Origin of the sequence: Nitrosomonas sp. (assembly GCF_019752415.1) — a bacterium.
Classification (GTDB): domain Bacteria; phylum Pseudomonadota; class Gammaproteobacteria; order Burkholderiales; family Nitrosomonadaceae; genus Nitrosomonas.
On the sequence record NZ_JAIEME010000019.1, the window covers coordinates 21,318 to 45,658 of the forward strand.

At 45.1% G+C, this 24,341-nt stretch carries 21 protein-coding genes and 1 pseudogene; 10 read left to right on the top strand and 12 right to left on the bottom strand.

All coding sequences use genetic code 11. From position 1 onward, the window contains the following. Positions 1-7 precede the first annotated feature (7 nt). A complete protein-coding gene (locus K2P83_RS04235; protein WP_292926633.1) occupies positions 8-433 on the bottom strand; it encodes a group III truncated hemoglobin in 426 nt (141 codons plus the stop codon). A 230-nt stretch (positions 434-663) separates the two neighbouring features. On the opposite strand from K2P83_RS04235, the gene K2P83_RS04240 reads away from it, so the two are divergent. Further along, positions 664-2,274 (top strand): NAD-dependent malic enzyme, encoded by a 1,611-nt coding sequence (locus K2P83_RS04240; RefSeq protein ID WP_292926634.1) that lies wholly within the window; start codon positions 664-666, stop codon positions 2,272-2,274. 32 nt (positions 2,275-2,306) lie between these two features. Here K2P83_RS04240 and serB read toward each other — a convergent pair whose 3' ends face one another. From serB to K2P83_RS04260, 4 genes are all read right to left on the bottom strand, one after another. After that, positions 2,307-3,137: a phosphoserine phosphatase SerB gene (serB, locus tag K2P83_RS04245; protein WP_292926635.1), complete on the bottom strand. Its 831-nt coding sequence runs from the start codon at positions 3,135-3,137 to the stop codon at positions 2,307-2,309. Between the two features lie 21 nt (positions 3,138-3,158). Next, the gene (locus K2P83_RS04250) at positions 3,159-3,641 is read right to left on the bottom strand and encodes an IS30 family transposase (protein WP_363279370.1); all 483 of its coding nucleotides are present in this window, start codon (positions 3,639-3,641) and stop codon (positions 3,159-3,161) included. 137 nt (positions 3,642-3,778) lie between these two features. Further along, a complete protein-coding gene (locus K2P83_RS04255) occupies positions 3,779-3,997 on the bottom strand; it encodes a hypothetical protein (protein ID WP_292926637.1) in 219 nt (72 codons plus the stop codon). A gap of 135 nt (positions 3,998-4,132) precedes the next feature. Beyond that, on the bottom strand, positions 4,133-5,596 hold the full coding sequence (locus K2P83_RS04260; protein ID WP_292926638.1) for a GGDEF domain-containing protein: 1,464 nt from the start codon (positions 5,594-5,596) through the stop codon (positions 4,133-4,135). Positions 5,597-5,903: 307 nt separating this feature from the next. On the opposite strand from K2P83_RS04260, the gene K2P83_RS04265 reads away from it, so the two are divergent. From K2P83_RS04265 to K2P83_RS04280, 4 genes are all read left to right on the top strand, one after another. Beyond that, positions 5,904-7,400 (top strand): leucyl aminopeptidase, encoded by a 1,497-nt coding sequence (locus K2P83_RS04265; protein ID WP_292926639.1) that lies wholly within the window; start codon positions 5,904-5,906, stop codon positions 7,398-7,400. Between the two features lie 144 nt (positions 7,401-7,544). Continuing rightward, positions 7,545-7,967: a DNA polymerase III subunit chi gene (locus tag K2P83_RS04270; RefSeq protein WP_292926640.1), complete on the top strand. Its 423-nt coding sequence runs from the start codon at positions 7,545-7,547 to the stop codon at positions 7,965-7,967. Positions 7,968-7,987: 20 nt separating this feature from the next. Further along, positions 7,988-8,347, top strand: coding sequence for a hypothetical protein (locus K2P83_RS04275; protein ID WP_292926641.1), 360 nt, complete (start codon positions 7,988-7,990; stop codon positions 8,345-8,347). A gap of 156 nt (positions 8,348-8,503) precedes the next feature. Then, positions 8,504-11,266 carry a valine--tRNA ligase gene (locus tag K2P83_RS04280; RefSeq protein ID WP_292926642.1) on the top strand — a complete coding sequence of 921 codons (2,763 nt, stop codon included), beginning with the start codon at positions 8,504-8,506 and terminating at the stop codon, positions 11,264-11,266. A gap of 537 nt (positions 11,267-11,803) precedes the next feature. On the opposite strand, the pseudogene K2P83_RS04285 reads toward K2P83_RS04280, so the two are convergent. Then, a pseudogene (locus tag K2P83_RS04285) lies at positions 11,804-11,908 on the bottom strand (IS1595 family transposase); the annotation flags it as partial. A gap of 258 nt (positions 11,909-12,166) precedes the next feature. Between K2P83_RS04285 and K2P83_RS04290 the strand changes: the two are divergent. Beyond that, a complete protein-coding gene (locus tag K2P83_RS04290; protein WP_292926643.1) occupies positions 12,167-13,315 on the top strand; it encodes an HD domain-containing phosphohydrolase in 1,149 nt (382 codons plus the stop codon). Positions 13,316-13,336: 21 nt separating this feature from the next. Here the strand turns inward: K2P83_RS04290 and K2P83_RS04295 are convergent, their stop codons facing one another. Both K2P83_RS04295 and hemF read right to left on the bottom strand, forming a co-directional pair. Then, on the bottom strand, positions 13,337-14,584 hold the full coding sequence (locus tag K2P83_RS04295) for a dicarboxylate/amino acid:cation symporter (RefSeq protein WP_292926644.1): 1,248 nt from the start codon (positions 14,582-14,584) through the stop codon (positions 13,337-13,339). 47 nt (positions 14,585-14,631) lie between these two features. Beyond that, positions 14,632-15,528, bottom strand: coding sequence for an oxygen-dependent coproporphyrinogen oxidase (gene hemF / locus K2P83_RS04300; protein ID WP_292926645.1), 897 nt, complete (start codon positions 15,526-15,528; stop codon positions 14,632-14,634). Positions 15,529-15,866: 338 nt separating this feature from the next. Between hemF and aroC the strand changes: the two genes are divergently transcribed. After that, positions 15,867-17,042, top strand: coding sequence for a chorismate synthase (aroC, locus tag K2P83_RS04305; RefSeq protein ID WP_292926646.1), 1,176 nt, complete (start codon positions 15,867-15,869; stop codon positions 17,040-17,042). A gap of 151 nt (positions 17,043-17,193) precedes the next feature. Here the strand turns inward: aroC and K2P83_RS04310 are convergent, their stop codons facing one another. Beyond that, positions 17,194-17,433 (bottom strand): hypothetical protein, encoded by a 240-nt coding sequence (locus K2P83_RS04310; protein WP_292926647.1) that lies wholly within the window; start codon positions 17,431-17,433, stop codon positions 17,194-17,196. A gap of 221 nt (positions 17,434-17,654) precedes the next feature. Here K2P83_RS04310 and K2P83_RS04315 point away from each other — a divergent pair, with 221 nt between their 5' ends. Together K2P83_RS04315 and K2P83_RS04320 are read left to right on the top strand one after the other, a co-directional pair. Further along, positions 17,655-17,894: a hypothetical protein gene (locus K2P83_RS04315; RefSeq protein ID WP_292926648.1), complete on the top strand. Its 240-nt coding sequence runs from the start codon at positions 17,655-17,657 to the stop codon at positions 17,892-17,894. 581 nt (positions 17,895-18,475) lie between these two features. Then, on the top strand, positions 18,476-18,823 hold the full coding sequence (locus K2P83_RS04320) for a hypothetical protein (RefSeq protein ID WP_292926650.1): 348 nt from the start codon (positions 18,476-18,478) through the stop codon (positions 18,821-18,823). A 315-nt stretch (positions 18,824-19,138) separates the two neighbouring features. On the opposite strand, the gene K2P83_RS04325 is transcribed toward K2P83_RS04320, so the two are convergent. Further along, positions 19,139-20,431, bottom strand: coding sequence for a DUF2130 domain-containing protein (locus K2P83_RS04325; RefSeq protein WP_292926652.1), 1,293 nt, complete (start codon positions 20,429-20,431; stop codon positions 19,139-19,141). 350 nt (positions 20,432-20,781) lie between these two features. On the opposite strand from K2P83_RS04325, the gene K2P83_RS04330 reads away from it, so the two are divergent. Next, entirely contained in the window at positions 20,782-21,744 is a 963-nt protein-coding gene (locus K2P83_RS04330) for a methyltransferase domain-containing protein (protein ID WP_292926653.1), read from the top strand. A 79-nt stretch (positions 21,745-21,823) separates the two neighbouring features. On the opposite strand, the gene K2P83_RS04335 is transcribed toward K2P83_RS04330, so the two are convergent. Both K2P83_RS04335 and K2P83_RS04340 read right to left on the bottom strand, forming a co-directional pair. Continuing rightward, a complete protein-coding gene (locus K2P83_RS04335; protein ID WP_292926655.1) occupies positions 21,824-22,420 on the bottom strand; it encodes a DUF4082 domain-containing protein in 597 nt (198 codons plus the stop codon). Positions 22,421-23,409: 989 nt separating this feature from the next. After that, a partial coding sequence (locus tag K2P83_RS04340) for an IS3 family transposase (RefSeq protein ID WP_292926657.1) occupies positions 23,410-24,341 on the bottom strand: 932 nt, incomplete at its 5' end.

Sequence of the window (24,341 nt, forward strand, 5' to 3'; positions counted from 1 at the left end):
TAAAAGCTTATGCGATATGCAATGCTACGGGCTGTTTGTCTGGGTAATTGCTCATTTGATAACCCTGCCACAACCTGCTTGCAATAAATGAGGCAATTGCATTGGCATGTTGTTGCAAATTCGGATCGCCTAGTTCTTCGGTTGTCTGCCGAAAAAGATAAAGCCAGCGTTCAAACAACTCTGCGGTGAGTTCAGGAAGTGCGATATGTTTTGGCATAGGCGCGCCGCGGAATCGGCTGGTGCCGCGTAACTGAGCTGACCAGAAATTGATCATTTGTACAAAATGAGCATCCCAATCGATCACATGCGCTTCAAAAATAGGGCCCAGTGAAGGATCATTTCTAGCTTTTGCATAAAAGGTATGAACCAATTGTGCTATTTCTTCTTCAGTGTATAAATGGGGATCGGGTATAGGAAATGGTGATTGACTCATAATTTTTTCAAGTTATCTCTGGATAAAAAATCGTTACTAGTTAAATAATCAGCTCAATGTAGATAAAAACTAGAGTCTATGATTACAAATACGACCGAAAGTATTTTCTATTGAGACAAATAAGTTTATCTTTGGTTGTCTGGATTGTCCAACCCATAATGAAATTAAGCAACTTTGTTTCTTACCGTTAACTACAAGACCCATCCGTTACTCCAAAGGCATTGATTAACATGAAGAATTTATATGGAAAAACGCTGCTGGATGATCCGGCACTCACCAAATCAACTGCATTTACGCGTGAAGAACGCAAACACTTTGGTTTGCGAGGACTCCTTCCTTATGATGTTGCAAGCATCAATAAACAAATAGAACGTGTTTTAGGCAGTGTGCGTTGTAAAAGCACTGCGATTGAAAAATATATTTTTCTTAATGCACTGCTAGAACGCAATCAACGGCTTTTCTATCGAACAATGATTGACCATATCGAAGAAATCATGCCTTTAGTTTATACCCCGACAGTCGGCGAAGCGTGCAAGGAATTTGCACACATTTTCAGAAAACCGCAAGGATTCTATATTACCCCTGATGATCGTGGCGAAATTGCAACAATTCTGAGAAACTGGCCAGAAGAAGATATTCGCGTGATTGTTGTTACAGACGGGGAGCGAATTCTGGGTTTGGGGGATCTAGGTGCCAATGGTATGGGAATCCCAATCGGAAAAGTCGCTCTGTATGTAGCCTGCGCGGGTATTCACCCGGCACAATGTATACCCATCATGCTAGATGTTGGCACAAATAACATGCCAATACGTGAAGATCCGCTTTATTTAGGTTATCCTTATCCGCGTATCAGTGGCGATGCTTACCGTTCACTGGTTGATGAATTCGTCAAAGCTGTGCAATCCCGTTTTCCAAATGCATTGATACAGTTTGAGGATTTCCTCACACCACATGCATTTGAATTTCTAGACCGATATGGCGAACAGGTTCGCTGTTTTAATGATGATATACAAGGTACTGCCGCGGTGACACTCGCTGGCATTTACACCTCATGCCGTATTACCGGGAAGAAGTTTGCCGATCTAAATATCATGTTCCTAGGCACCGGTTCTGCGGCAGGCGGCACTGCCGAATTGATGGTCGAAGCATTCTGTGCGACCGGATTAAGCAAACTACAAGCGCAAAAAAGGTTATGGTTTATCGATAGAAATGGATTGGTAACAGCGGCAAACGAAACTATCAAACCGCGCATCAAAGCATTCGCTCATAAACATGCCGCTTGCAGTTTTGTCGATGCTATCGGTGAGATCAAACCTGACGTACTAATCGGTGCTACCGGTGTTGCCGGAACTTTTAATGAAGCTATTGTGCGTAGAATGGCCACAGTGAATGAGCGCCCGGTCATTATTGCCTTATCGAATCCAACTTCACATACGGAGTGTACTGCTGAGCAGGCTTATCAATGGAGTGATGGACGAGTTATCTTTGCCAGCGGCAGCCCTTTTGACGCCGTGCAGTACGGCAATCAGTTATTTAAGCCCGCCCAAGGTAATAATGCTTATATTTTCCCAGGTATAGGCCTGGGTATTTACGCCAGCTCATCACGGCTTGTCACACAAGCTATGTTTTTAGCGGCCGCCGAGGTTTTGGCAAACACCGTTACTCAACAGGAAATTCGCACTGGCGCGGTTTATCCGGCGTTAACACGAGTGCGCGAAGTATCCCACGCGATTGCTGTCGCTGTCTGTCGGGTGGCAGCTCAAGAAGGATTGACGGATTCCAACTTACCTGAGGATCTGGCTGGCTATGTTAAATCGCTGATGTATGAACCAAATTATTAAATTCACCTAACGAACAAGCAAGCCGATCCAATTTATTTGAATAAATTGATAACACCATCCAACCCGACATACTCAATCGCGTAGGTTGCATGATCCCTTACGATGGGTTTAGCATGATAAGCAATACTGACCCCAGCCTCTGTCATCATACCCAGATCATTGGCACCATCCCCAATAGCGATAATCTGCTCACGCTTAATACCCAGTTCATCACGAATCTGATTTAATACTTGTGCTTTTCCTTGTCTACCGATAATGTCTCCAACCACTTTACCTGTCAGTCTATTTTCCTCAATTTCCAGCACATTGGCAGCTGCAAAATCAAATCCCAATCTGGCTTTAATCCGATCCGTAAAAAATGTGAAGCCGCCAGAAATGACCATGGTTTTTAACCCGGCTAGCTTGGCTTGTTGCAACATTTTTTCTGCACCGGGATTAAGTTTGACACGTTCGTCATAGACTTTTTGCAGTGCATCGTAATGCAAGCCTCGTAATAAAGCCGTACGACGGGTGAGGCTCTCTTCAAAACTTATCTCGCCCTGCATAGTTTGCAATGTAATCACCGCCACTTGGGATTTTATGTCATGCATGTCAGCAATTTCATCAATAGATTCAATAGCCAATAACGTAGAATCCATATCCATCGCAATTAATTTAAAATCGACAAGCTTTAGGTCAGCGTTTACAAAAGCAAAATCTAATTTTGCTTTTGTACAATATTCTGAAATATCATTGGAATGAACAGCATTTATCAACCGGAAAGCTTGGCCGGTAATTCGCTCTATTCCATCTGCTTGGGATAGCTTAGCCAAAGCCCTCAAGTCACTATTATTAACATCCAGCCCTTGAATGATTAGATTCATGTAATTTATAATTTCGCGGAGTCAATTTCGAAGTGCAACGCCTAACGGTGATTTGGTGTAGCGAACCGTCTTTCCGAAGAATACCTCAAACGGGGTTCTGAATCCAAGCACCTTGCGTGGTCGATGATTGAGTCTATCCACCGCCCACTGCACTTGTTCTTGGGTAACCCCAATCAATTCCATCTCTTTGGGGAAATACTGCCGCAGCAGACCATTGCTGTTCTCGTTCAAGCCACGCTCCCATGAATGGCAGAAGTGGGCGAAATAAATATCCGCATCGAGTTCCACCGCGATGGTTTCATGCTCCGCAAACTCTTTTCCGTTGTCGAATGTCATGGTGTAGCACTTGCCTTTATGGGGGCGAAGCAGTCGCGTTACCGCTGCTGTCACGCCCGGCACATGTTTGCCGGGCACTTGGGCTGCCAGAATGTAGCGCGACCTCCTCTCGGCCAATGTAACCAATGCCCTTGATGGTTCTTGCCGATCACGGTGTCGCCCTCCCAATCACCTATGCGGCTCTTCTGATCCACAATCTCCAGACGTTCGTCAATGCCGATCCGGTTTTTGATCATACCTCGGCATTCTTGTCCGCTCGCATAACGCTTCCTGCGCGGCTTCTGGCAGCGCAAGGCCGCCACAGGTCACCCACCACGGCGCTTATCTGCATAAATGCCATGGCTGATCGGCAACCCGCCTTCCAGAGCAAGCCGCTGAGACGCTTGTTCCATCTGAATTCCCGAGAAATCGTCGACTTGTGTACGCCAAACCTCATCCGCAATTTGCGATTGATTCAAACCTGCTATCTTCAAGCCAGAAATCTGGTATCGTTGCTCTCTGGTGAGCTGCTTGTAGTGCTTCACTGTGTGCTCCTTCTACTTGGTCGTTTAAGTGGCTCCGATACTACCGCAGCTTGCCTGTAAACTTCCTTACAAAAGTTGCACTCCAAAGTTGAATCCGCCTTTTCTTTAATGCAGACAGCTTGGGTTATGAGAAACTTAACTAGCGCTCCACTCCATAATTTGATTGCGGCCAGCATGCTTGGCAGCATAAAGCGCGTAGTCAGCGGCTTTGATTAGATCCCTAGGTTCCTGGAAATGTGTTGCATTCTCATAATAAGAAGCGACACCAATGGAAGCAGTAATTTGGATTGTAATGTCCCCATCAAATTTATACGCAATCGCGGCAATGGAATCTTTTAAACGGGAAATTAGCGTTCTTGAGGCAGCAAGTGTTGTGCCTGGAAGAATCAAAGCAAATTCTTCACCTCCATAACGGCTCAGCGTGTCATCCTGGCGAATTTGATCGAAAAGTGTTTTTACGACAATAGCCAATAATGAATCTCCTGCGACATGTCCGAAGGTATCATTAACATTTTTAAAATGGTCAAGATCAATAATAGCGATGGTCAAAGGCAGATTGTATTGCATTGCAAGATTAAATTCGCGCCGTAATGTTTCATCGAAATAAGTCCGGTTGTATGCTCCGGTTAATCCATCGCGCTGCGATTTATCTTCTAAATCCTTCAATCTGGATAGATCGTGTATCATTAGTAACTCTTTGGCTTCTGCCAGAATTCCTGTTATTTCACACGGATGATGAATAGTCATTTCAAAAAGTTCTTCTACAGAACTCAGCCCAACTTCCATAATCTTGATGACCTCAATAAGTGCAGAAGGATCAAGTCCAAGCCAATTTTGTGTGGCTTTATTGAGAGTAATCATTTTTCCAGATTCGTGCGGATACAGAAAATAGTCAGCTAAGTAACGGGATACAGCCAAACACGATTGAAGCGTTGGCCCTAAATTTTGGGGCTCCGGTTGGGAGTGACTGTTGACACAGGATAAGGCGATATAATCCGGAATATGCCATTTTTTGAGAAGCGCGTAACCCAATTCATCATGTCCAGCCCCAAAAGCTTTACGTTCCATTTTAAGCAACTCGTCATGATCAGGAGCCGATGCAAAGATTTTGCCATATTCTTCAGGCATGATAACCCAATACGCGAGAATACCAATTTCCTGTATTAATCCGGCCAGAAATAAATCATCCAGAAAATTCAGCTCAAGCTTTTCCCCAAGCGCGCGACTGGCGAGGGCTGATGTAATCGACCGACGCCAGAAAATATTGCTGTCAAAAGCAGCACTACCACCTGACAATGGCGTCGTCATGAGTGAACTGGCTAATGAAAAGGATAACGCAATGACAAGAACAGTATGTGTCCCAAGAATGCTGACAGCCTGACGGATATTCGTTGCAACCCGGCGCGATTTATACAAAGGGGTATTGGCTGTACGAAGTAATTTTGCCGCGAGAACCGGATCCAGGGAAATATATTCACAAACCGTCCTGATATCGGCATCAGGATCGTTGGCCATTTCGATTATTTTGACGGCAACCGCAGGTAAGCTTGGTAGCGTTGTGCAATAATCTAGTCGTCTCTTCAATGTATCATCAATCACTTATTATCCTTATTATTAGATAACACTCATATATTATTGAAAGTATGATTTATTCTGTTTTTAGTATCATATAAAGATAACATATTCAATTAATTTCATAAGATATATTTGCAGTAACTTGTAAGTTTTCTCTGCTCTATACTTTATACCCTTAACAAGTATTCCTTGTTTCAATTAAGCAGATGTTATGCTATTAATCTTCCGTATAAATTGTTTAAATTATTTGAAATAATTCGACTACAAGTGTGCCAAAAAACAAACGACATATATAAATTTCTTAGAAAAAATTTTTAAAAAGGAGTCTGACGTGGATTTTGCAATAAAAGTAGGAACCCCGGAGAAACAACGCGGAGCCTGTGTAGTAGTGGGTATTTTTGAATCAAGAAAACTGACCGATTCAGCCAAAATTCTGGATAAAGTCACCCAAGGATATATTAAAAATATACTTGCGCTGGGCGATATGGATGGCAAGGCCAGCACCTCGCTGTTATTGCATAATGTTCCAGATACGCTGTTTAAAAGGGTTCTACTGATTGGATTAGGCAAGGAATCGGAATTCAAAGAAAAAACATTTCTGTCTGCAGTCAATACTACTTTAAATACTTTGCAAAAAACGGCGGTTACTGACGCAACACTGTTTTTATCTGACTTCCCGATCAAAGAGCAGGCAAGCCATTGGAAAGTTTCACAAATTGTCATCGCCACAAGCAACAGCAACTATCGGTTTGATCAGCTTAAAAGTAAGCCGGAAAACAGTCCGCGTAGTTTACGCAAGCTAGTACTGTGCATTGATAACCGTACTGAGTTGGCGGCCTGCGAAGAATCCGTGCAGCAAAGCCTAGCAATAGCACATGGCATGAATCTGGCGAAAGATTTGGGAAATCTTGCACCGAATATTTGCACACCCACATATCTGGCTAAACAAGCTAAAGATCTTGCTAAATCCCACAAACTCAAAACATCTGTACTTGAAGAAAAAGATATGGAAAAGCTGGGAATGGGCTCTCTTCTAGCCGTCACGCGGGGTAGCGAGCAACCGGCGAAGTTAATTGTGCTGGAATACCAAGGATCGGGCAAAAAAGAAAACCCGATTGTTTTGGTAGGAAAAGGGGTTACCTTTGATACCGGTGGCATTTCTCTTAAACCTGCTGCCGAAATGGACGAGATGAAATTCGACATGAGCGGAGCCGGCAGTGTTCTGGGAACTCTGCTTGCGGTTGCCGAAATGAAGTTACCTATCAATGTAGTTGGGATCATTCCAGCAACCGAAAATATGCCTGGTGGCAGAGCAACAAAACCAGGTGATGTGGTAACCAGCATGTCTGGCCAAACAATCGAGATTCTGAATACCGATGCAGAAGGACGCCTGATTTTGTGTGATGCATTAACTTACGCAGAACGTTATAACCCGAAAGTAGTCATTGATATCGCAACATTGACCGGCGCATGTGTAATTGCGCTCGGGAATTTCACGACAGGATTGATCAGCAACGATGACAAGCTGGCACAGGCGCTTTTGGCTGCTGGCGAGCAAGCCATTGACCGCGCCTGGCAGCTGCCTTTATGGGATGAATATCAGGATTTGTTGAAAAGTAATTTTGCAGATATTGCCAACATCGGGGGACGCGCTGCAGGGACCATCACAGCCGCTTGCTTTTTATCCCGTTTTACCAAGAAATACCGTTGGGCGCATCTGGATATCGCGGGGACAGCATGGAAATCCGGCAAAGAAAAAGGTTCAACTGGACGACCTGTTCCGTTGTTGACACAATTCTTAATTACACAAGCGAAGACAGGCAATTAACATAGCGCTTAAACTTGCTGATTAATTCCACTATCCGTGATGAATAATGCATCATTATTCCATGTGTGCGCCGAATTAATCAGCAATAACGACGCGGTGGCTATGCGAATTGAAGTGGTGAAGCATTAAGCGGATGAATATTGAATGACTCAAATTTATTTCTATTCAGGATCCAATGATAAATTGCAAACAGCCTGCCGACTGTGCGCCAAGGCTGCCAAACAAAATATGAAAATAATGGCTTATTCCCCTGATGCGACAGTACTTGAACAATTCAATGAATTGCTTTGGACATTCTCCCCTACCAGTTTTATTCCGCATTGCACACTTCAAGATGATCCCCAGTTGCTCAACGTTACACCTGTTATTCTGAGTGGACAGATCCCACCGGATAGTCATTATGACGTACTACTTAATCTACATCAGAAACATCCACCTTTATTCAATATATTTAATAGAATTATCGAGATCGCGGGTGTTTCTCATAAAGATAAGCTGGTTGCCCGTGAACGCTATCGTTTTTATAAAGATGCTGGTTATGAGATACAACATTTCAATCTTGATTGATTAATCAGAGTCACTCTACGATGAATGATGATAAAACCTCAATAGATACCGACGATTCTGAGATATTGACAAAATTCCGCAGCTTGCTGAATAAATATCAGAATCAAGGTAATATAATCGCTAGCCCTAACTCGATAGTCACTCCCGTTTCTACGTTACCAGATGATCATGCAGCGCCAGTCCTTGCGGACAAAATACCGGTGTTAACCGAGGCAGTCATCCTCCATCCAGCAGTCATACAACCGCAACCAAAGCGCTTGACACCCATCCGGCAAATACTCGATGCCGCACTGGCGGACGCAAACATCGAAATGGATACCTTGGATAGAGAAGCTTTAACTAAGGCACTGGAAATCCGCCTAGTTGATCAAACTAAATAATCGCCCCGTTTTTCAACCCGATCACCTTCAAGATCCTTCTCCAAACAATTCTTCTCGGCATCTATAAAAGGAGCTTTTGTTTGTTGTCATACGCATCGAAATGCCATCCGCTATAATGGCGGTCCTATTTGTACCATTCAATACAACTTAAATTCCATGGAACTCGAAAAAAGTTTTGACCCAAAACGCATTGAAGATCATTGGTATTCCATCTGGGAATCGGCTGGCCATTTCAAACCAACCGCTATGACAGATCAATCTGCCTACTGCATTATGTTGCCGCCGCCGAATGTCACGGGTACCTTGCATATGGGACATGCGTTCCAGCATACCTTGATGGATGCGTTGACCCGCTACCACCGTATGTTAGGGGATAACACGTTATGGCAGCCAGGCACTGATCACGCTGGTATCGCCACACAGATTGTGGTTGAACGTCAACTGGATCAGCAGAAACTCGATCGTCGCGCGTTGGGTAGGGAAGCTTTTCTGGAAAAAATTTGGCAATGGAAAGAAGAATCCGGCTCCACGATCACCCGGCAAATGCGGCGCCTAGGCACTTCCTGCGATTGGACGCGCGAATGTTTCACCATGGATGCCGCATTATCGCGTGCAGTCACTGAAGTTTTTGTCCGTCTCTATCGCGAAGGCCTCATTTATCGCGGCAAGCGACTGGTAAATTGGGACCCGGTCCTACAAACAGCGGTTTCCGATTTGGAAGTGGTAGCGACAGAAGAGAATGGTTCTTTGTGGCATATTCGTTATCCGCTGGAACAGGCGGATGGCAACCATACCGAACAAACAGAAGCCTTAATTGTCGCCACCACTCGCCCTGAAACCATGCTTGGCGATGTCGCAGTTGCTGTACATCCGGATGATCCGCGTTATCAACACCTGATCGGACGCCATATAAGGCTTCCGCTGTGTGAGCGAACCATCCCCATCATTGCAGACACTTATGTCGATCTGGAATTCGGCACAGGGTGTGTCAAAATCACCCCGGCACACGATTTCAATGATTACCAAGTGGGTCAACGACATCATCTGGTTCCCATCAATATTTTTACCCTCGATGGAAAAATTAATGATCTGGCGCCGGTTGAATATCAGGGGCTAGATCGTTTTGATGCCAGGAAAAAGATCATTGCGGATCTGGAAACACAAGGTTTCCTGGTTGAAACCAAGCCCCACAAACTTATGGCTCCGCGTGGCGATCGAACCAACACAATCATTGAACCGATGCTAACCGATCAATGGTATGTTGCGATGGAAGGTTTGGCCAAACGTGGATTGGACGTCGTCGCGAATGGTGAAGTCAAATTTACACCGGATAACTGGGCTCATGTCTACAATCAGTGGTTAGAAAATATTCAGGACTGGTGCATTTCCCGTCAATTATGGTGGGGACACCGCATTCCCGCATGGTACGACGAAGACGGCAACATCACGGTTGCGCATAGTCTGGAAGAAGCGCAACAGCTTTCCGGGAAAAACAATCTAAAACAAGATGAAGATGTTCTGGATACCTGGTTCTCGTCAGCACTCTGGCCATTTTCCACCTTGGGTTGGCCGGATCAAACACCAGAACTAAAAACCTTCCTGCCGACTTCGGTGCTCATCACCGGTTTTGATATTATTTTCTTTTGGGTCGCACGTATGGTGATGATGTCGCTGCATTTCACCGGCAAGGTACCATTCAGGGAAGTTTACATCACTGGCCTGATTCGTGATGCTGAAGGTCAGAAAATGAGTAAATCCAAAGGCAATGTTCTGGACCCACTGGATCTGATTGACGGCATCACCCTGCCCGCTTTGATTGCAAAGCGCACAACCGGATTAATGAATCCGAAACAAGCCGAATCCATTGAGAAAAACACCCGAAAACATTTTCCCGATGGCATCCCAGCCTTCGGCACCGATGCCTTGCGCTTTACATTCGCCAGCTTGGCATCCCATGGACGGGATATCAAATTTGATATGCAGCGTTGCGAAGGGTACAGAAATTTCTGTAACAAGCTATGGAACGCAACCCGCTATGTCATGATGAATTGTGAAGGAAAAGATACCGGGGTGGATGAAGCGCTACCTGTAACATACTCCGCCGCGGATCAGTGGATCATCAGCCGTTTACAGCAGGCAGAGCTGGCGGTTGAGCAAGCATTCAGCAATTACCGTTTTGACTTAGCCGCACGCGAAATTTACGAATTAGTCTGGGATGAATATTGCGATTGGTATGTTGAGCTTGCCAAAGTACAGCTAAATAGTGATCAAGACGCGATTCAACGAGCAACACGCCGTACCTTGGTTCGGGTATTGGAAACCATGCTACGGCTGGCTCATCCGATCATTCCATTTATCACCGAGGAATTGTGGCAAAAAGTTGCGCCATTGGCTGGAAAATCGGGTTCAAGCATTATGTGCCAGCCTTATCCAATCGCGAATCTTACAGCCATTAATCCGCAAGCCACTGAAAATATTAATTTACTAAAAGAGATGATCAATGCCTGCCGCACGCTACGCAGTGAAATGAACCTATCACCAGCATTAAAAGTACCATTGCTGGCGGCCGGAACTCAGCAAACATTGGCGGATTTCTCGCCGTACTTATTGTCTCTGGTCAAATTATCCGGCATAGAAATTTGCCAGGATGGATTGCCCGATGCGGATGCGCCAGTATCTATTGTAAGAGATTTCAAGTTGATGCTGAAAATTGAAATAGATATCGAAGCTGAGCGCGAACGTTTGACCAAAGAAATAACACGTCTCGAAGCAGAAATAGCCAAAGCGCAAACCAAACTGTCAAATCCAAGCTTTGTAGAACGCGCACCGGCAAACGTTGTGACACAGGAGATGGATCGTTTAACCGCGTTTCATACAAAACTTGATAACCTGAATGAACAACTACAGAAACTGAATTGATTACACTAGAAGCCTGTCGGATTTAAGCAATCCTCACGAGAAAAGTGGGATGGCAAATGCAGATTTTCTTAATTCTTAGGCGCATAGCTAGAGCTTACTCAAAAAGTATAGACAATTGAATAAAGCACCCCGCCGCAAGCAGCGAGGAATTAAACCCGGAAGAGATTAAATTTAATAATATTGTGTTTTTGCTAAAATAGTGCACATAAATAGATGAACCAACTCGAAAAACCGTGCACTATGATGTCAGCCAAATAACTGCTCCTGAAGGATTTGATACACCACCAGGCATGATTCTTGACCCCAATAATCGCTGAGTAAAACTGAGAGATTGCCTACCGTGAAATGAGTTGTCCGAGAGTTACTATAAGACGTTATGGTGGAGAATAGCGGCAAGCCTCAAAGCTCGCCGCCCTCGCAGAGCCGGACTTGGAGCGTTATACCATCCAGCCCCCAGCTTGAGTCATGCACAGTGATGAGGGTATAAGTTGTGCTTGATACGTTTTGGCGGTAACCATGCTTTCAGCTTCTTGCTGAATCAGCAGCGGCCTTTCCTTCTAATCTTTCTCGACGCTTGTCTCGCTGACCGCGGCTCATCCGTTCAATCGATTTTATCCAACCTTTGAATCCAGCTGCTTTCATGATGTATACCTCTTTTTACATTCCGATGTATCCTTGACTTGCAATTCAACAATTAATTGCTACAAAACCAAAAATAACTTGTCTATCAGTCTATCGGCTCTTCAAACCAGCACGACATGTTCAAAGTAAATCGTTTAAAATGCTCAGAGAATTTATTGATAGCGACCATTGCGCAATTGTTATACCGCCATATCGATACAGTTAATGCTGGCAAAGCAACCTTGATTATCATCATAGTCACTCGCAGGAAGGATTTTTATGCAACAGGAAAAAGATCTCTTTACACACCAGGATACGCTTGCGAACTTACATGAAAATTTACCACTGTCAGAAAAACTGCGTTTCTTACATCAAGTCATTCGTCAGGATTTTCCGTTTATTGATCGTTTGGCCATTGCCCTGTTTGACGAAAAAACAGAAATGCTCAAAACCTATACCCATAGCACGGAAGGTAATGACAGCCCCGTGACGACCTACGAAGCACCGCTCAGTTCCGCACCGTCACTCTATGCCATCATCGAGCACCGTCGTCCACGCTTGGTGCAGGATCTCAATATTTTTTCCCAAGGCACTCATGAACATACCAAACGTGTCGCAGCCAAAGGTTATAAATCCAGTTACACCATGCCACTCTATCAAAGTGGCACTTTCATTGGCTTTTTGTTTTTTAATTCACTTCAAGAACACCCATTTGCTCCCAAAACTCTGCGCCAGATTGACATCTATGGGCATCTAATCGCGCTGATGGTCATCAATGAATTGACTGCCATACGCACTTTGCTTGCTGCAGTCCGCGCTGCACGTAACATGACGCATTACCGCGATCTTGAAACCGGTTCACATATTGACCGGACTGCGCACTACGCTCGGCTTATTGCACGCGAGCTTTCTCCAAGCTATAACATTAGCGATGAACAAATCGAGCATATTTTCTTGTTCTCACCGATGCACGACGTTGGCAAGATTGGAATTCCAGATAATATTCTGCGTAAGCCTAGCAAACTCAATTCAGAAGAGTTTGATGTCATGAAAACTCATCCGGCGAAAGGCCGTGAAATTATTGATTCTGTTCTCGAAAACTTTAGTCTGGGTACTTTTGGTCACGCCAATATCTTGCGCAACATCGCTGAGTTTCACCATGAAGCGGTTGATGGCAGTGGGTATCCCAAGGGCTTAAAAGGTGAAGAAATTCCTATTGAAGCTCGTATCAGCGCAGTAGCGGATGTATTTGATGCATTAACTTCGCGACGGTCGTATAAAGCACCGTGGAGTAATGAAGATGCTTTTAGCATGTTGCAGAAAATGTCTAATTCCAAATTAGATCGAGATTGTGTCGAAGCATTGATCAACAACGCTGAGAAGGTGCGGGAGATTCAACAACGTTTTATTGATAACGATCTGATCTAAGAAATTGAAATGATAAATACTTTATTCGTTTGATTGATCTTGTTTGATCCATTTCTGTACCACCAGACTTCCCACCAAATCCCCTTCTACATTTACCATGGTACGAAACGTATCGAGTATTCGATCGACTGGTAACAAAATAGCGATCGCTTCAACCGGCAATCCAACCGATTGCAGCACCATTACCATCGTTACCATTCCGGCACTGGGAATACCCGGTGCACCAATTGCGGCTAGCATGGCCGTCAAAAATACAACCATCTGCTGCAAGAATCTCAGTTCAACCCCGGCCAGATTGGCAATAAACAAAGCCGCAACCGCTTCATAGAGTGCCGTACCATCCATATTCATCGTCGCACCCAATGGAATAACAAAACCTGCCACATCTCGTTTGACATGCAAATGCTGCTCAGCACAACGTAATGTAACGGGCAGTGTCGCTGCACTGGAACTGGTGGCAAAAGCAGTGATTAATGCTTCACGTGCACCCAACCAGAATTTGAGGGGTGTCATGCCAGTAATCAGATAAAGAATTAATGGCAGCACCACAAGCCCATGCAACAAAAGGGTACCCATAACAATAGCTACAAACTTGATCAAAGTCGTCAGCAGACTGGTATCTTGTGTGGCGACCAATTGCAACAATAATGCCATGATTCCAAATGGCGCCAGGCGCATGATCCAGCCAACCAACATCAATATCAACTCCAGAAATTCTTGCATCAATGTCAGGATATTGCGATAGCGCTCACCGCCCACCACCAACGCAATACCCAGCAATAAAGCAAATATCACGACAGCCAACACATTGCTCTGCGCCAGCGCCGCAATTGGATTTTGAAACAATGAGTGCAAGAAATGTGCAAAAAAGTCAGGTAGAGACATCTGCGTTGCCTGAAAACCTTGCATCGCATCCTGAAACATGGCTATCTGTAAACCACCACCCGGTTGCAATAAGTTAGCAGCCGTTAATCCCAACACAACAGCCAGCGCCATCGTCGAAACAAAAAAGATGAGCGTCACCTGCCAAACACGATTCATTTGCTGATGCGAACGTAAATTGGCCACCCCGACCACAATTGATGTAAAAACCAGTGGAATCAATACCATCCGCAATAAATCAATGAACAATGTACCCACCAGTTTTGCAGCATATAGCCCATTCTGTGTAATGCTTGACGCTTGCCCTAACTGGGCAAACCAGAGACCCAATGCAACACCCGATAGCGTACCGAGCAAAATCTGCGTGTTCAGCGATACCCTGTTCACTGATTCATGCCCATTCTGCTAAGCACTCCAAAAATGTATCAAGTTGATTACACCCAATCCTTGCCAATCAGAAAATCGGTATACAGCTTATCTTCTGCAGTACCCGCTTCCGGTTTCCAGTCATAGCGCCATTTAACAATCGGCGGCAAAGACATCAATATGGATTCCGTCCGCCCGCCCGATTGTAGGCCGAATAAAGTACCCCGGTCCCATACCAGATTAAACTCCACATAGCGCCCGCGCCGATACGCTTGAAAATCTCGTTCACGTTCGCCATACGGCGTGTCTTTGCGTCCTTCCAGAATGGGACGGTAAGCTGTCAAAAAATACCCCCCTACATTTTGGGTCAGTTTAAAGCAGGTATCAAAATCGGGTTGATTCAGATCATCGAAGAAAACCCCCCCTATGCCACGCGGTTCTTTACGATGCTTTAAATAAAAATAGTCATCACACCATTTTTTCAGACGCGGGTAGCAATCATCGCCGAACGGTTGCAATGCATTCTTGCAAGTTTGATGAAAATGGATCGCATCTTCTGCATAGCCATAATAAGGCGTCAGATCCATACCGCCGCCGAACCACCAGACCGGCTCAGCACCCTCCTTACGCGCTTCGAAGTAACGCACATTCATATGGACTGTCGGCGCATAAGGGTTACGCGGATGCAAAACCAGAGACACCCCCATCGCTTCAAACGAACGGCCGGCTAATTCGGGGCGCGCAGCCGTGGCTGACGCTGGTAATCCGGCACCATACACATGAGAAAAATTAACACCACCACGTTCCAAAACATTGCCTTCTTCGATGACACTGCTCATTCCACCGCCGCCTTCCGGGCGATCCCATTGATCACGTTTGAATGTTTTACCATCCACCTGCTCTAGCCCTTTGACGATGCTATCTTGCAGATTGATCAGAAATTCTTTAACTCGTGGTGTATTCATGCAAGCTCCCGGTTTTAATTTTAATAGTATTCAATGCAGGGTGTATGCGTATTCGGATATTTCAGAAATTCGTATAATCCCGTTTCTCTTCGTATATTCCAAAGAATGGTATATTTTTATAATAGCCCTTAGGCAATGGCCCGCATTTTACCGCAGGTATAGCATGATGAGAGCATTTCATTCTTGATATTCCTCAATCGGATTCGTGGTTGTTTCGCATTGAATGGCGTGAATTTTACATATTGCAGAAACCAAATCACCCATTTCCTTTAAGCCGATTCAAAAAACTATGGGTGCGTATGATAGACTCATACAATCAGTTTTAAGAGAAAAACAGAATGTCCGGAAATACCTTTGGAAAACTTTTCAGTGTCACCTCTTTTGGCGAATCTCACGGCCCCGCGATTGGTTGCGTCGTGGACGGCTGCCCGCCCGGATTAGAAATAACCGTGGAAGACATCCAGTTGGAACTCGATCGGCGCAAGCCGGGAACATCGCGTCATGTGACGCAACGGCGCGAATCCGACACGGTAGAAATTCTATCGGGTGTATTTGAAGACAAAACGACCGGCACACCGATTGCATTGTTGATACGCAATGAAGATCAACGCAGCAAAGATTACAGCAAGATCATGGACGTTTTCCGTCCTGGCCACGCTGATTACACGTATTGGCAAAAATACGGTATTCGCGATTACCGTGGCGGCGGTCGCGCATCGGCTCGTGAAACGGCAGTCCGGGTTGCAGCCGGTGCCATTGCGAAGAAATGGTTGCATGAAAAATTTGGCGTTGTCATTCGCGGTTACATGTCACAACTGGGGCCGATAGAAATTCCCTTCAAACACTGGGATGACGTCCACAACAATCCTTTTTTTGTTGCTGACAACAGCTACACCGACCAATTGGAAATATTTATGGACAAACTGCGCAAATCCGGTGATTCAGTAGGCGCCAAGATCAGCGTAGTGGCGCAAGGCGTGCCAGTCGGCTGGGGCGAACCGGTCTATGACCGGCTGGATGCAGAAATTGCTTACGCGATGATGAATATCAATGCGGTGAAAGGCGTAGAAATCGGCGCAGGATTCGCCTGCATTACACAAAAAGGCACGGAACATTCGGATGAAATGACGCCGGATGGTTTCCGAAGTAATAACGCGGGAGGCATATTAGGCGGCATTTCTACCGGACAGGACATCACCGTCAATGTCGCGATCAAACCGACATCCAGTATACGTCTTGGACGCCATTCGATTGATAAAACTGGCATGCCGGTAATTGTTGAAACGCATGGCAGGCATGATCCCTGTGTCGGTATACGCGCCACACCGATTGTCGAGGCTATGCTTGCACTGGTGTTGATTGATCACGCCCTGCGGCATCGTGCACAAAACGCTGATGTAAATTGCAAAACACCGGAAATCCCCGGAAGTATTAACACTGAAAAAGGTATCACCACACAGTTAGCAGTAAATACACCATTACGAGAAGATCCAGAACCCGAAGAAGATGTATAAGCATTAGAGCAAGCATTCATGCAGTTAAACCTGTATATTCCAATCCAGAAATGAGTCTGAAGGAAGGGTTCTGACTCTGAGTAATTGAACTGTTTTCTGATTCGATCTGGTTGATAGGGGATTATTCATTCTGCCTGGCTATTCTTATTTCTCAAGCCTGTTTTCTGATTAATGCAGAGATATCTTTAAATAACTTTTTTCTTGCGGTGTTCAATACCAAGGCGTCATCATTGTCGCTCATTTTTTCTGCTTGTCCTTGTAGCGGTATTTCTTGCGCCCTTTTCCATTGTCGTCTGTGATTGTTTGCGGGAAGAAGCACGGACAATGAAAGTTGATGTAAGGTGTGATTTTTATTAGCGTTGTTTACATCTTCTTGAGAGGATGTAAACATGAAAATACACCAAAGAACACGGTTAACGCCACTTGATCGTGAAGAGATCTGGCGACTCTATGGAACTAGGGAATGGAGCATTGTTGCCCTTTCACAGAGATTCCGAGTATCCCGTCCCACGATTTACAAGGTAATTGATTGATCGAGCGAGGAAACAGGAATTTTCTCCCAGGTAATCAACCAACAAGCGCTTCTTGCAGGCAAAGTATGGGATGAAGCGCTTGGCAAAGATTGAACTTTCTCTTGAAAGCAAGAAAAAGCTTGCGGCCCGTCACTATAATAAAAGTTATCCCGGTGAGATGGTTCATTTCGATACAAAACGTCTACCGCTACTCAAGAGTGAGACCAAAACTTTGCCGAGAGATTACTTGTTTGTAGGCATCGATAACTTCTCACGGGAATTGTATGCTGCCATTCTTCCTGATAAGACACTGAATTCTGCAGCTACTATCTGGAATTAGCAATATGACTCCGTATGAAAAATTAAGAAACTTTTTCTTCAATCTGTAAACAACTCTCCCGCAAGATCTTTCAGCGCCCTCTCATAGTTTTTCTGGTCAATTTCTATAGGCTAGAAATTCGATAGTTTGACAAACAAAATCATTTAGCCGCAGAATTCGGGCAAGTGCTGAGCACACTACAGCAAGCAAACAACCGCGCACTCGATGAAATCATGCACACCAAACTCAGAGTAAGCACATAGCCAATCAGCACGGCAGAAAACTAATCTCTCCCTATATTAATCAAACCAAAAACAGGAAGCCATCATGTAAACCCATACCGGAATAAATATTGCACACATCAAAATGGGTAACTGTCCAAGCTCTTCCCGGACAGCCTAAGTGAAAGTATTGCAGGAGATAGTGAATTGATTAATAAAATATTTTATGGTTTAGTAGTCTTGTTAATGGTTCTTGTAATTGCATGGGGTGGGTCGTGGTTATATCAAGCCATATTAAAACAATTCACTAAAGTTATTTCATGACGAGACAATGATTTTCCAGTCTGGATAGGTGTTTAAAAGATCTAAGGAAGAATAAAAATGGCTGAATGGAAAGAATGGAACGGATCCAGAGAACAGTTGGATGAAATGCGCACCGCTAAGGAAGGTTTTATTCTGCGCGGTATTGAACATGCCTATGAAAAAGAAATTACATTTCATGACATAAGCGGTCTTTCTTGTGTGGATATGTCGAACATAACGCATTACCTAATCTGCCAGCCTGTTCCTCAATTCGAAATGAGAGTAAGGCAGGCGCAGACAGGTCAGCCGGTTTGGTGGAGAGCAAAAGATAATCACGGTGAATCTTTTTGTGATTGTGCAAATATACCTTGGGATTATTTGGGATATGATTTCTCTTTCATTCCATTCAATGAGGTTAAATCATGAGCGAGAAGATAAAAGTTTTTTTGTATACACTTCTTTTAACTGCGATCTTAATAACATCGTTTATATATTCTAGTAACGAAAAAGAATCTTGTGAATCCATCGGTGGCAATTATGCGAGACAATCCATGGCGTGGTCGTATGAATGCATAATACCCAATCCCACTAAGATAACACCATGAGCAACTGGTAAGAATTATCGAAAGAATCGGAATAATAAATTACTACTTAATAATGAGTATTTTGAGTCTGTTTTTAACACCCTCTTGCTTCCCTTTATCGGGAGAACCAATTTTTCCCAAACAAACCACCTGCTATTTATTCGTCCATTTTATCGGGCTCCATATCTTCTAAGGCAGAAAACTCAAGTCCTTTAATTTCTTGCAAAGACTTCCCCGCAATTCCCTGCAGATCCCCATACATACCGACGGTAGCCCCCATCACGCGTTCAATCTGCTCCTCACGCTTAGCCCATTGTTTCATAATGACTTTACGCTCTTTATCCAGATCCTCCTGCATCGTGGAAAACGCCTCAACGATGGCTTCCACGCGCTGGCGGAAACGCGGGCCGGTGAGGTATTGGTAGACCATTTCGGTCTTGGTTTGCTGGCCTTCTGAGGATTGGCGTGCCAAAGCGATTTCCAGCAAGGATTGGCGCAGAATCATGGCCACCGGTAAAGCGGCGCGCGGGTGGGTAACCCAGACGCCTTCAACCATTTCAAAGGTTTCCACACCTTTCGGCAATATCTGGCTCACGATCACGGCGATTTCCGCCTTGGCGGTGCGTTGATCATCGCGCAGTTTTACCAGCCAAGCATCGCTCCAGTTCTTGGTGCGTTTGAATTCCCACAAAATGGTGCCTCCGGCCTGACCACCCGTGCTAACAACCCGATGCAGCACATCCCCGCCAAACTCACCCTTAGGGACTGGTTCAATCGCATCGAAAGGAAATTTCATACGCAACAGGTTCTCAAACTCAAGTTCCTGTACTTCCCCTTGCAGTTGCTGCGAGCCCTGCTCAGCTCTGCGTTTGAGATCTTCGATCTGCTTCTGCATCGCGGCAATGGTTTGCTCTTTTTCCATCACCTTAAGTTTCTGTTCGACTTCGGCTTCTTTTTTGGCGAGTGTACGCACCTCGGTCAATCCGTCCTGCACACGCTTTTCTACGGTGAGCTCCAGTTCACGCTTGGCATCGTCGAGCTCGCGCTGTTTTTTGATGAGCTCGGCTTGCGCCTTTTGCGCTTCTGCCAATTTCTCGTCGCGGGATTTGAGCACTTCTTGCAATTCCGCCAGTTCACGCGCTTTATTATCCAGCTCGGCAGCGCTGGCCAGTTTGGCTTTCTTGGATTCCTCCACAATCACGCGGGCACGCTCTGCTTTCAACTGTTCCGCCACTTGACTAGCCACCTGATCGTCAAGCTTGCGTCTATCTTCCGTCAATTGCATTTGTTTTTCACGCATGGCCTGCTCGCGCTGAATGATTTCAGTATCTTTTTGCGCCAGCCTTTGCTCAAATTGCCTACGCGTCGATTCAATCAGCGGCGCTGCCAATGATTCAGTGAGTTTGATTTCCGTTTTACAATTCGGGCAGACAATCGTTGGTTCTGTCATAACAATATTTATACCTGTTTATATCGGCGATAAAATAACGAAGACATGCATTTTATGTTTTGAAATATTACGCTGTATTTCTGATGAGCGCCTATCGGTTATTGAAGTAATCTTGGCTTGCTATCGCTGCATTGCTGAAATCTCAATTTTTGCATGCCGGTCTGCAAGCTCGAGTCCAATTATTATTTCGGCAATATTTGCCGGTCTTGCCATCCATCCGCTAGAAAAAAGCAAGTAAAAAAACGCCAACTCACCCAGCGTATGCCGTTCCGAAGATTGGCATGATCATTGCTGTCAACAGTCACAGCAACTCATTATAAATTCGCAGCGCTAAATATTCAGGAATCCCTATGAAAAATAAATTCGAGAGCTTGGAACTTGGCCAATTCATTCCCCTGCATTACCATCACAATATGCTGAATGACACTATCCGGATGAAAGGCTTTAAAGAGGCGATTAATTTGGTGGTCAAACCGGGTTCTAAGGTTCTGGAGCTGGGCGGCGGCACTGGCGTACAATCGTTTTTTGCCGCGCAAAAAGCCCAGAAAGTTTATTGTGTAGAGCGCAACCCGGAACTAGTAAGTGCTGCACGCAGCTTTCTTGCGAAAAACGCCAACGGTGGCAAAGTTGAAGTTATCCAAGCCGATGCGCTGCATTACTTGCCGCCGGAACCGGTCGATGTGGTGATCTGTGAAATGCTGCACACCGGCTTGTTGCGCGAAAAGCAAATGCCTGTTATCGATTCCTTTAAAAAACGTTACTGGGAAAAGTTTGGCAGCCCCTTGCCGGTCTTTGTGCCAGAAGCCAGTATTCAGGCCATTCAACCGATAGAACAAAACTTCCATTTTGAAGGTTTCTACGCACCCACGATTTTATTTCAAGACCCCTGCGCAACTCAGGAAAGAAGCAAAAGCCTCGGAAATCCTGAGGTATTTCAGCTGCTGACTTATGCCGAGCCATTTAGCCAAACCTGTCACTGGGACGGAGAAATCATCATTGCTGAAGACGGTCAACTCAATGCATTACGACTCATCACCAAAAATATACTGGCAATTAATATGCTGACACACAACACCGTCGATTGGCATACCCAATACATCATCGTTCCACTATCCACACCAATTGCAGTTTCCAAAGGCGATCATATTTCAATACGTTTCAGCTACCAAGGCGGCGCTCCCCTTAACGCACTGTCTGACTCGCTGGAAGTTCGCCTTGTAAGCAAGCGAGTTCCTGTTTTTGAATTAGCACTCGAGGCGCTAAACTACCCACCTAAATTAAAGTCGAATACTACACAAATGCACCATCACTGAAAAATAGCAGACAAGAAAAACCCGCCATATAGGCGGGTTTTTCATTCAACCGTATAAGCTTAATAAAAATAACTGGTTTTTAAGCTTTCTTGTTACGCAATGTAAAGCCTATTAAGCCCAATCCTACTAACAACAACGCATAGGTTTCCGGTTCTGGCACCGGCGACAACAACATGTTAGGCGTCGCATAGATGTCATAACCAGCGAAAGCTGTTGGGAAGGCTAACCCTGAGCCATAGACATAGAGACTGGCATCATCAGCAATCGAAATCAATGGATCGACCGTAAGCGTGATTGGCGGCACAAAACCGTAGCGGTATCCGTCGCCCGCCGAGGTATGGGCGGCCAACACATATTGAGTACCCGCAGTTAACGCGTAAGCGCTGCCAAGCGTGACGTAACGATACTCTCCGATCAGATCACCTGTCGTGCCATCGGGAACGGTCGCGCTGGCGAGCAATGTACCAGACAGATCATACAACCCTACGTCATGAGCATTGAAGAGTCCGTCCAGGCCCTCATCGTGGTAGCCAAGTGCGGTCAGGTTGCTAGCTGACTCAGCGGTGAATTTAAAACCCACGGTTACAGGCCCATCGGAACCGAAAAAATCAGAGCCCGAAATGGAATAAGCCGGGGTGCCGAGTGCAAGTACAGGAGAAGCGCCGCACAGCATCACCAAGGCGAGCATCGTTCGCCCTTTCGATCCTGCAAAAAAAGAATACTTCATGGTAATTTCCTTTGTCTTTGTCTTTGTCTTTGTATTAATCAAATGTTGTTGATGGATATATTGAGTGTTACGTTAAAACCCAATCAACTACAAACCATAGTTGTAGCCTACAATTTTTATCTGTTTATCTGTAATAAAATTGCCGTTCTACAGACAAAAAGCTTTCAGAGGACAATATCTTTGTACAAACTCAACCCTCTAAAAGAATATTGCAGGATTTCTTAGGTAAATCAACTAAGTACCTCATTTAAATTTGATCACAATAGCGATCCAGTAGATATAGTCAGCATGTCATTTTCAGCCAGTACATCTGTACTGAAATACTCATACTTCGGCAAATCCTATTTTTCTAATCAATACTTGCACACACATCAGCACAGGAGTAACCAAGAACAGCGACCCAAAACCCACAAAAAAGTATCAAACCCATAACTAAAAATTCTTATTAATACACTGAGGCCGGCTTTGGATGCATTTGATAGTACTCTCTGAACTCTCGTTGACAGTAATGTATGCGCCGGTTTTTTAGGCGGGGCGTCTTATTATGGCAACAAAAAGATGCTCGTTCACAACAATGCTTGCTCATGTTCGCCTTGTTCATAGACAACATGCGCACGACCTACCAACAAAGGATCTAATGAAGAGCTATTATCATTTTGATGTGGTCCAATAGACCCGGACACTCCAGTTAAGAGAAAATAATCTTAAAATGGAAACGAGGAAACAATATACAAAGGAATTCAAACTGAATGCAAGCAGTCTGTTTGTGGATCAGGGATTTACGTTAGCAGGAGCGGCCAGAAGCGTCGAAATCAGGGCTAACTGAATCGGCAATTTACTGTTGCCAAACCGGATCAAGTGGATGTCAGCGCTATCCCATACATCTGGACACAGGAAGGCTGGCTGTATGGAGTTGTCCCAATTTGACGGACATTTTTTCATGGAGTCGAGTGAGTCTCGACCTGTGAAAGCGGATTGCAGTTTATCGCGATTTTATTTTTCTCATTCAGTTTTCTCTCAAAATTGTTTGGTGATAAGTATCCCAGCCCGGAATGCCTGCGAGTTGGGTTGTACCATGACTCGATCCAGGTGAATATGGCTAACCTTGCTTCAGTTTTATTTTTCCAGGAGCGCCTATCGATCAATTCACATTCTAGGCTGGCAAAAAAGCTTTCAGCCATCGCATTGTCGTAAGCATCCCCCACACTGCCCATGGAGGGACGCACACCCATTTCCCTGCATCGCTTGCCGAACTCAACACTGGTGTATTGACTGCCCTGATCGCTGTGGTGAATCACTTTGCCCGGTTTACGAGTGATTAACGCCATGTTCAACGCACTGATTACCAGGCTTGTTGTCATGGTTTCACCGAAAGACCAGCCCACTACCTTACGGCTGAATACATCGATGACCACGGCTAGGTACAAAAATCCTGCCCAGGTAGGAATGTAAGTCATGTCCGCAACCCATAGTTGATTGATGCTAGCTGCCTTGAAATGACGTTGCACTAAATCCGGTGCAGGGCGGTCACGCTTATTCCGATGAGTCGTGATCACAAAGCTTCGCCTGCGACTCACCCCTTTAATTCCAGCTTCACGCATCAACCTGCCTACGCGCTTATGATTGACCCTGACTCCACGATCGGCTAATTCAACGGTAATGCGGGGGCGGCCATACGTACAATCGCTTGTACGGTATATAGCCATGATCTGCTCGATCAATCGACAGTTGGTAATGGCCCGTCGGTTGGGTGTGCGTTTTGCCCAGTCATAGTAACCGCTGTGCGATACACCGAGTGTCTCACATAGAACACGAGCCGGAAATTGGGCCCGGTTTGCCTTGATTAATTGGTACACCTTTCCCATCAATC

Bases quoted from the DNA above. Each gene is read 5' to 3' on its own strand.
- K2P83_RS04235 (WP_292926633.1), bottom strand. From the start codon at position 433: ATGAGTCAATCACCATTTCCTATACCCGATCCCCATTTATACACTGAA.
- K2P83_RS04240 (WP_292926634.1), top strand. From the start codon at position 664: ATGAAGAATTTATATGGAAAAACGCTGCTGGATGATCCGGCACTCACC.
- serB (WP_292926635.1), bottom strand. From the start codon at position 3,137: ATGAATCTAATCATTCAAGGGCTGGATGTTAATAATAGTGACTTGAGG.
- K2P83_RS04270 (WP_292926640.1), top strand. From the start codon at position 7,545: ATGACTCAAATTTATTTCTATTCAGGATCCAATGATAAATTGCAAACA.
- K2P83_RS04275 (WP_292926641.1), top strand. From the start codon at position 7,988: ATGAATGATGATAAAACCTCAATAGATACCGACGATTCTGAGATATTG.
- K2P83_RS04280 (WP_292926642.1), top strand. From the start codon at position 8,504: ATGGAACTCGAAAAAAGTTTTGACCCAAAACGCATTGAAGATCATTGG.
- K2P83_RS04290 (WP_292926643.1), top strand. From the start codon at position 12,167: ATGCAACAGGAAAAAGATCTCTTTACACACCAGGATACGCTTGCGAAC.
- hemF (WP_292926645.1), bottom strand. From the start codon at position 15,528: ATGAATACACCACGAGTTAAAGAATTTCTGATCAATCTGCAAGATAGC.
- aroC (WP_292926646.1), top strand. From the start codon at position 15,867: ATGTCCGGAAATACCTTTGGAAAACTTTTCAGTGTCACCTCTTTTGGC.
- K2P83_RS04310 (WP_292926647.1), bottom strand. From the start codon at position 17,433: ATGTTTACATCCTCTCAAGAAGATGTAAACAACGCTAATAAAAATCAC.
- K2P83_RS04320 (WP_292926650.1), top strand. From the start codon at position 18,476: ATGGCTGAATGGAAAGAATGGAACGGATCCAGAGAACAGTTGGATGAA.
- K2P83_RS04325 (WP_292926652.1), bottom strand. From the start codon at position 20,431: ATGACAGAACCAACGATTGTCTGCCCGAATTGTAAAACGGAAATCAAA.
- K2P83_RS04330 (WP_292926653.1), top strand. From the start codon at position 20,782: ATGAAAAATAAATTCGAGAGCTTGGAACTTGGCCAATTCATTCCCCTG.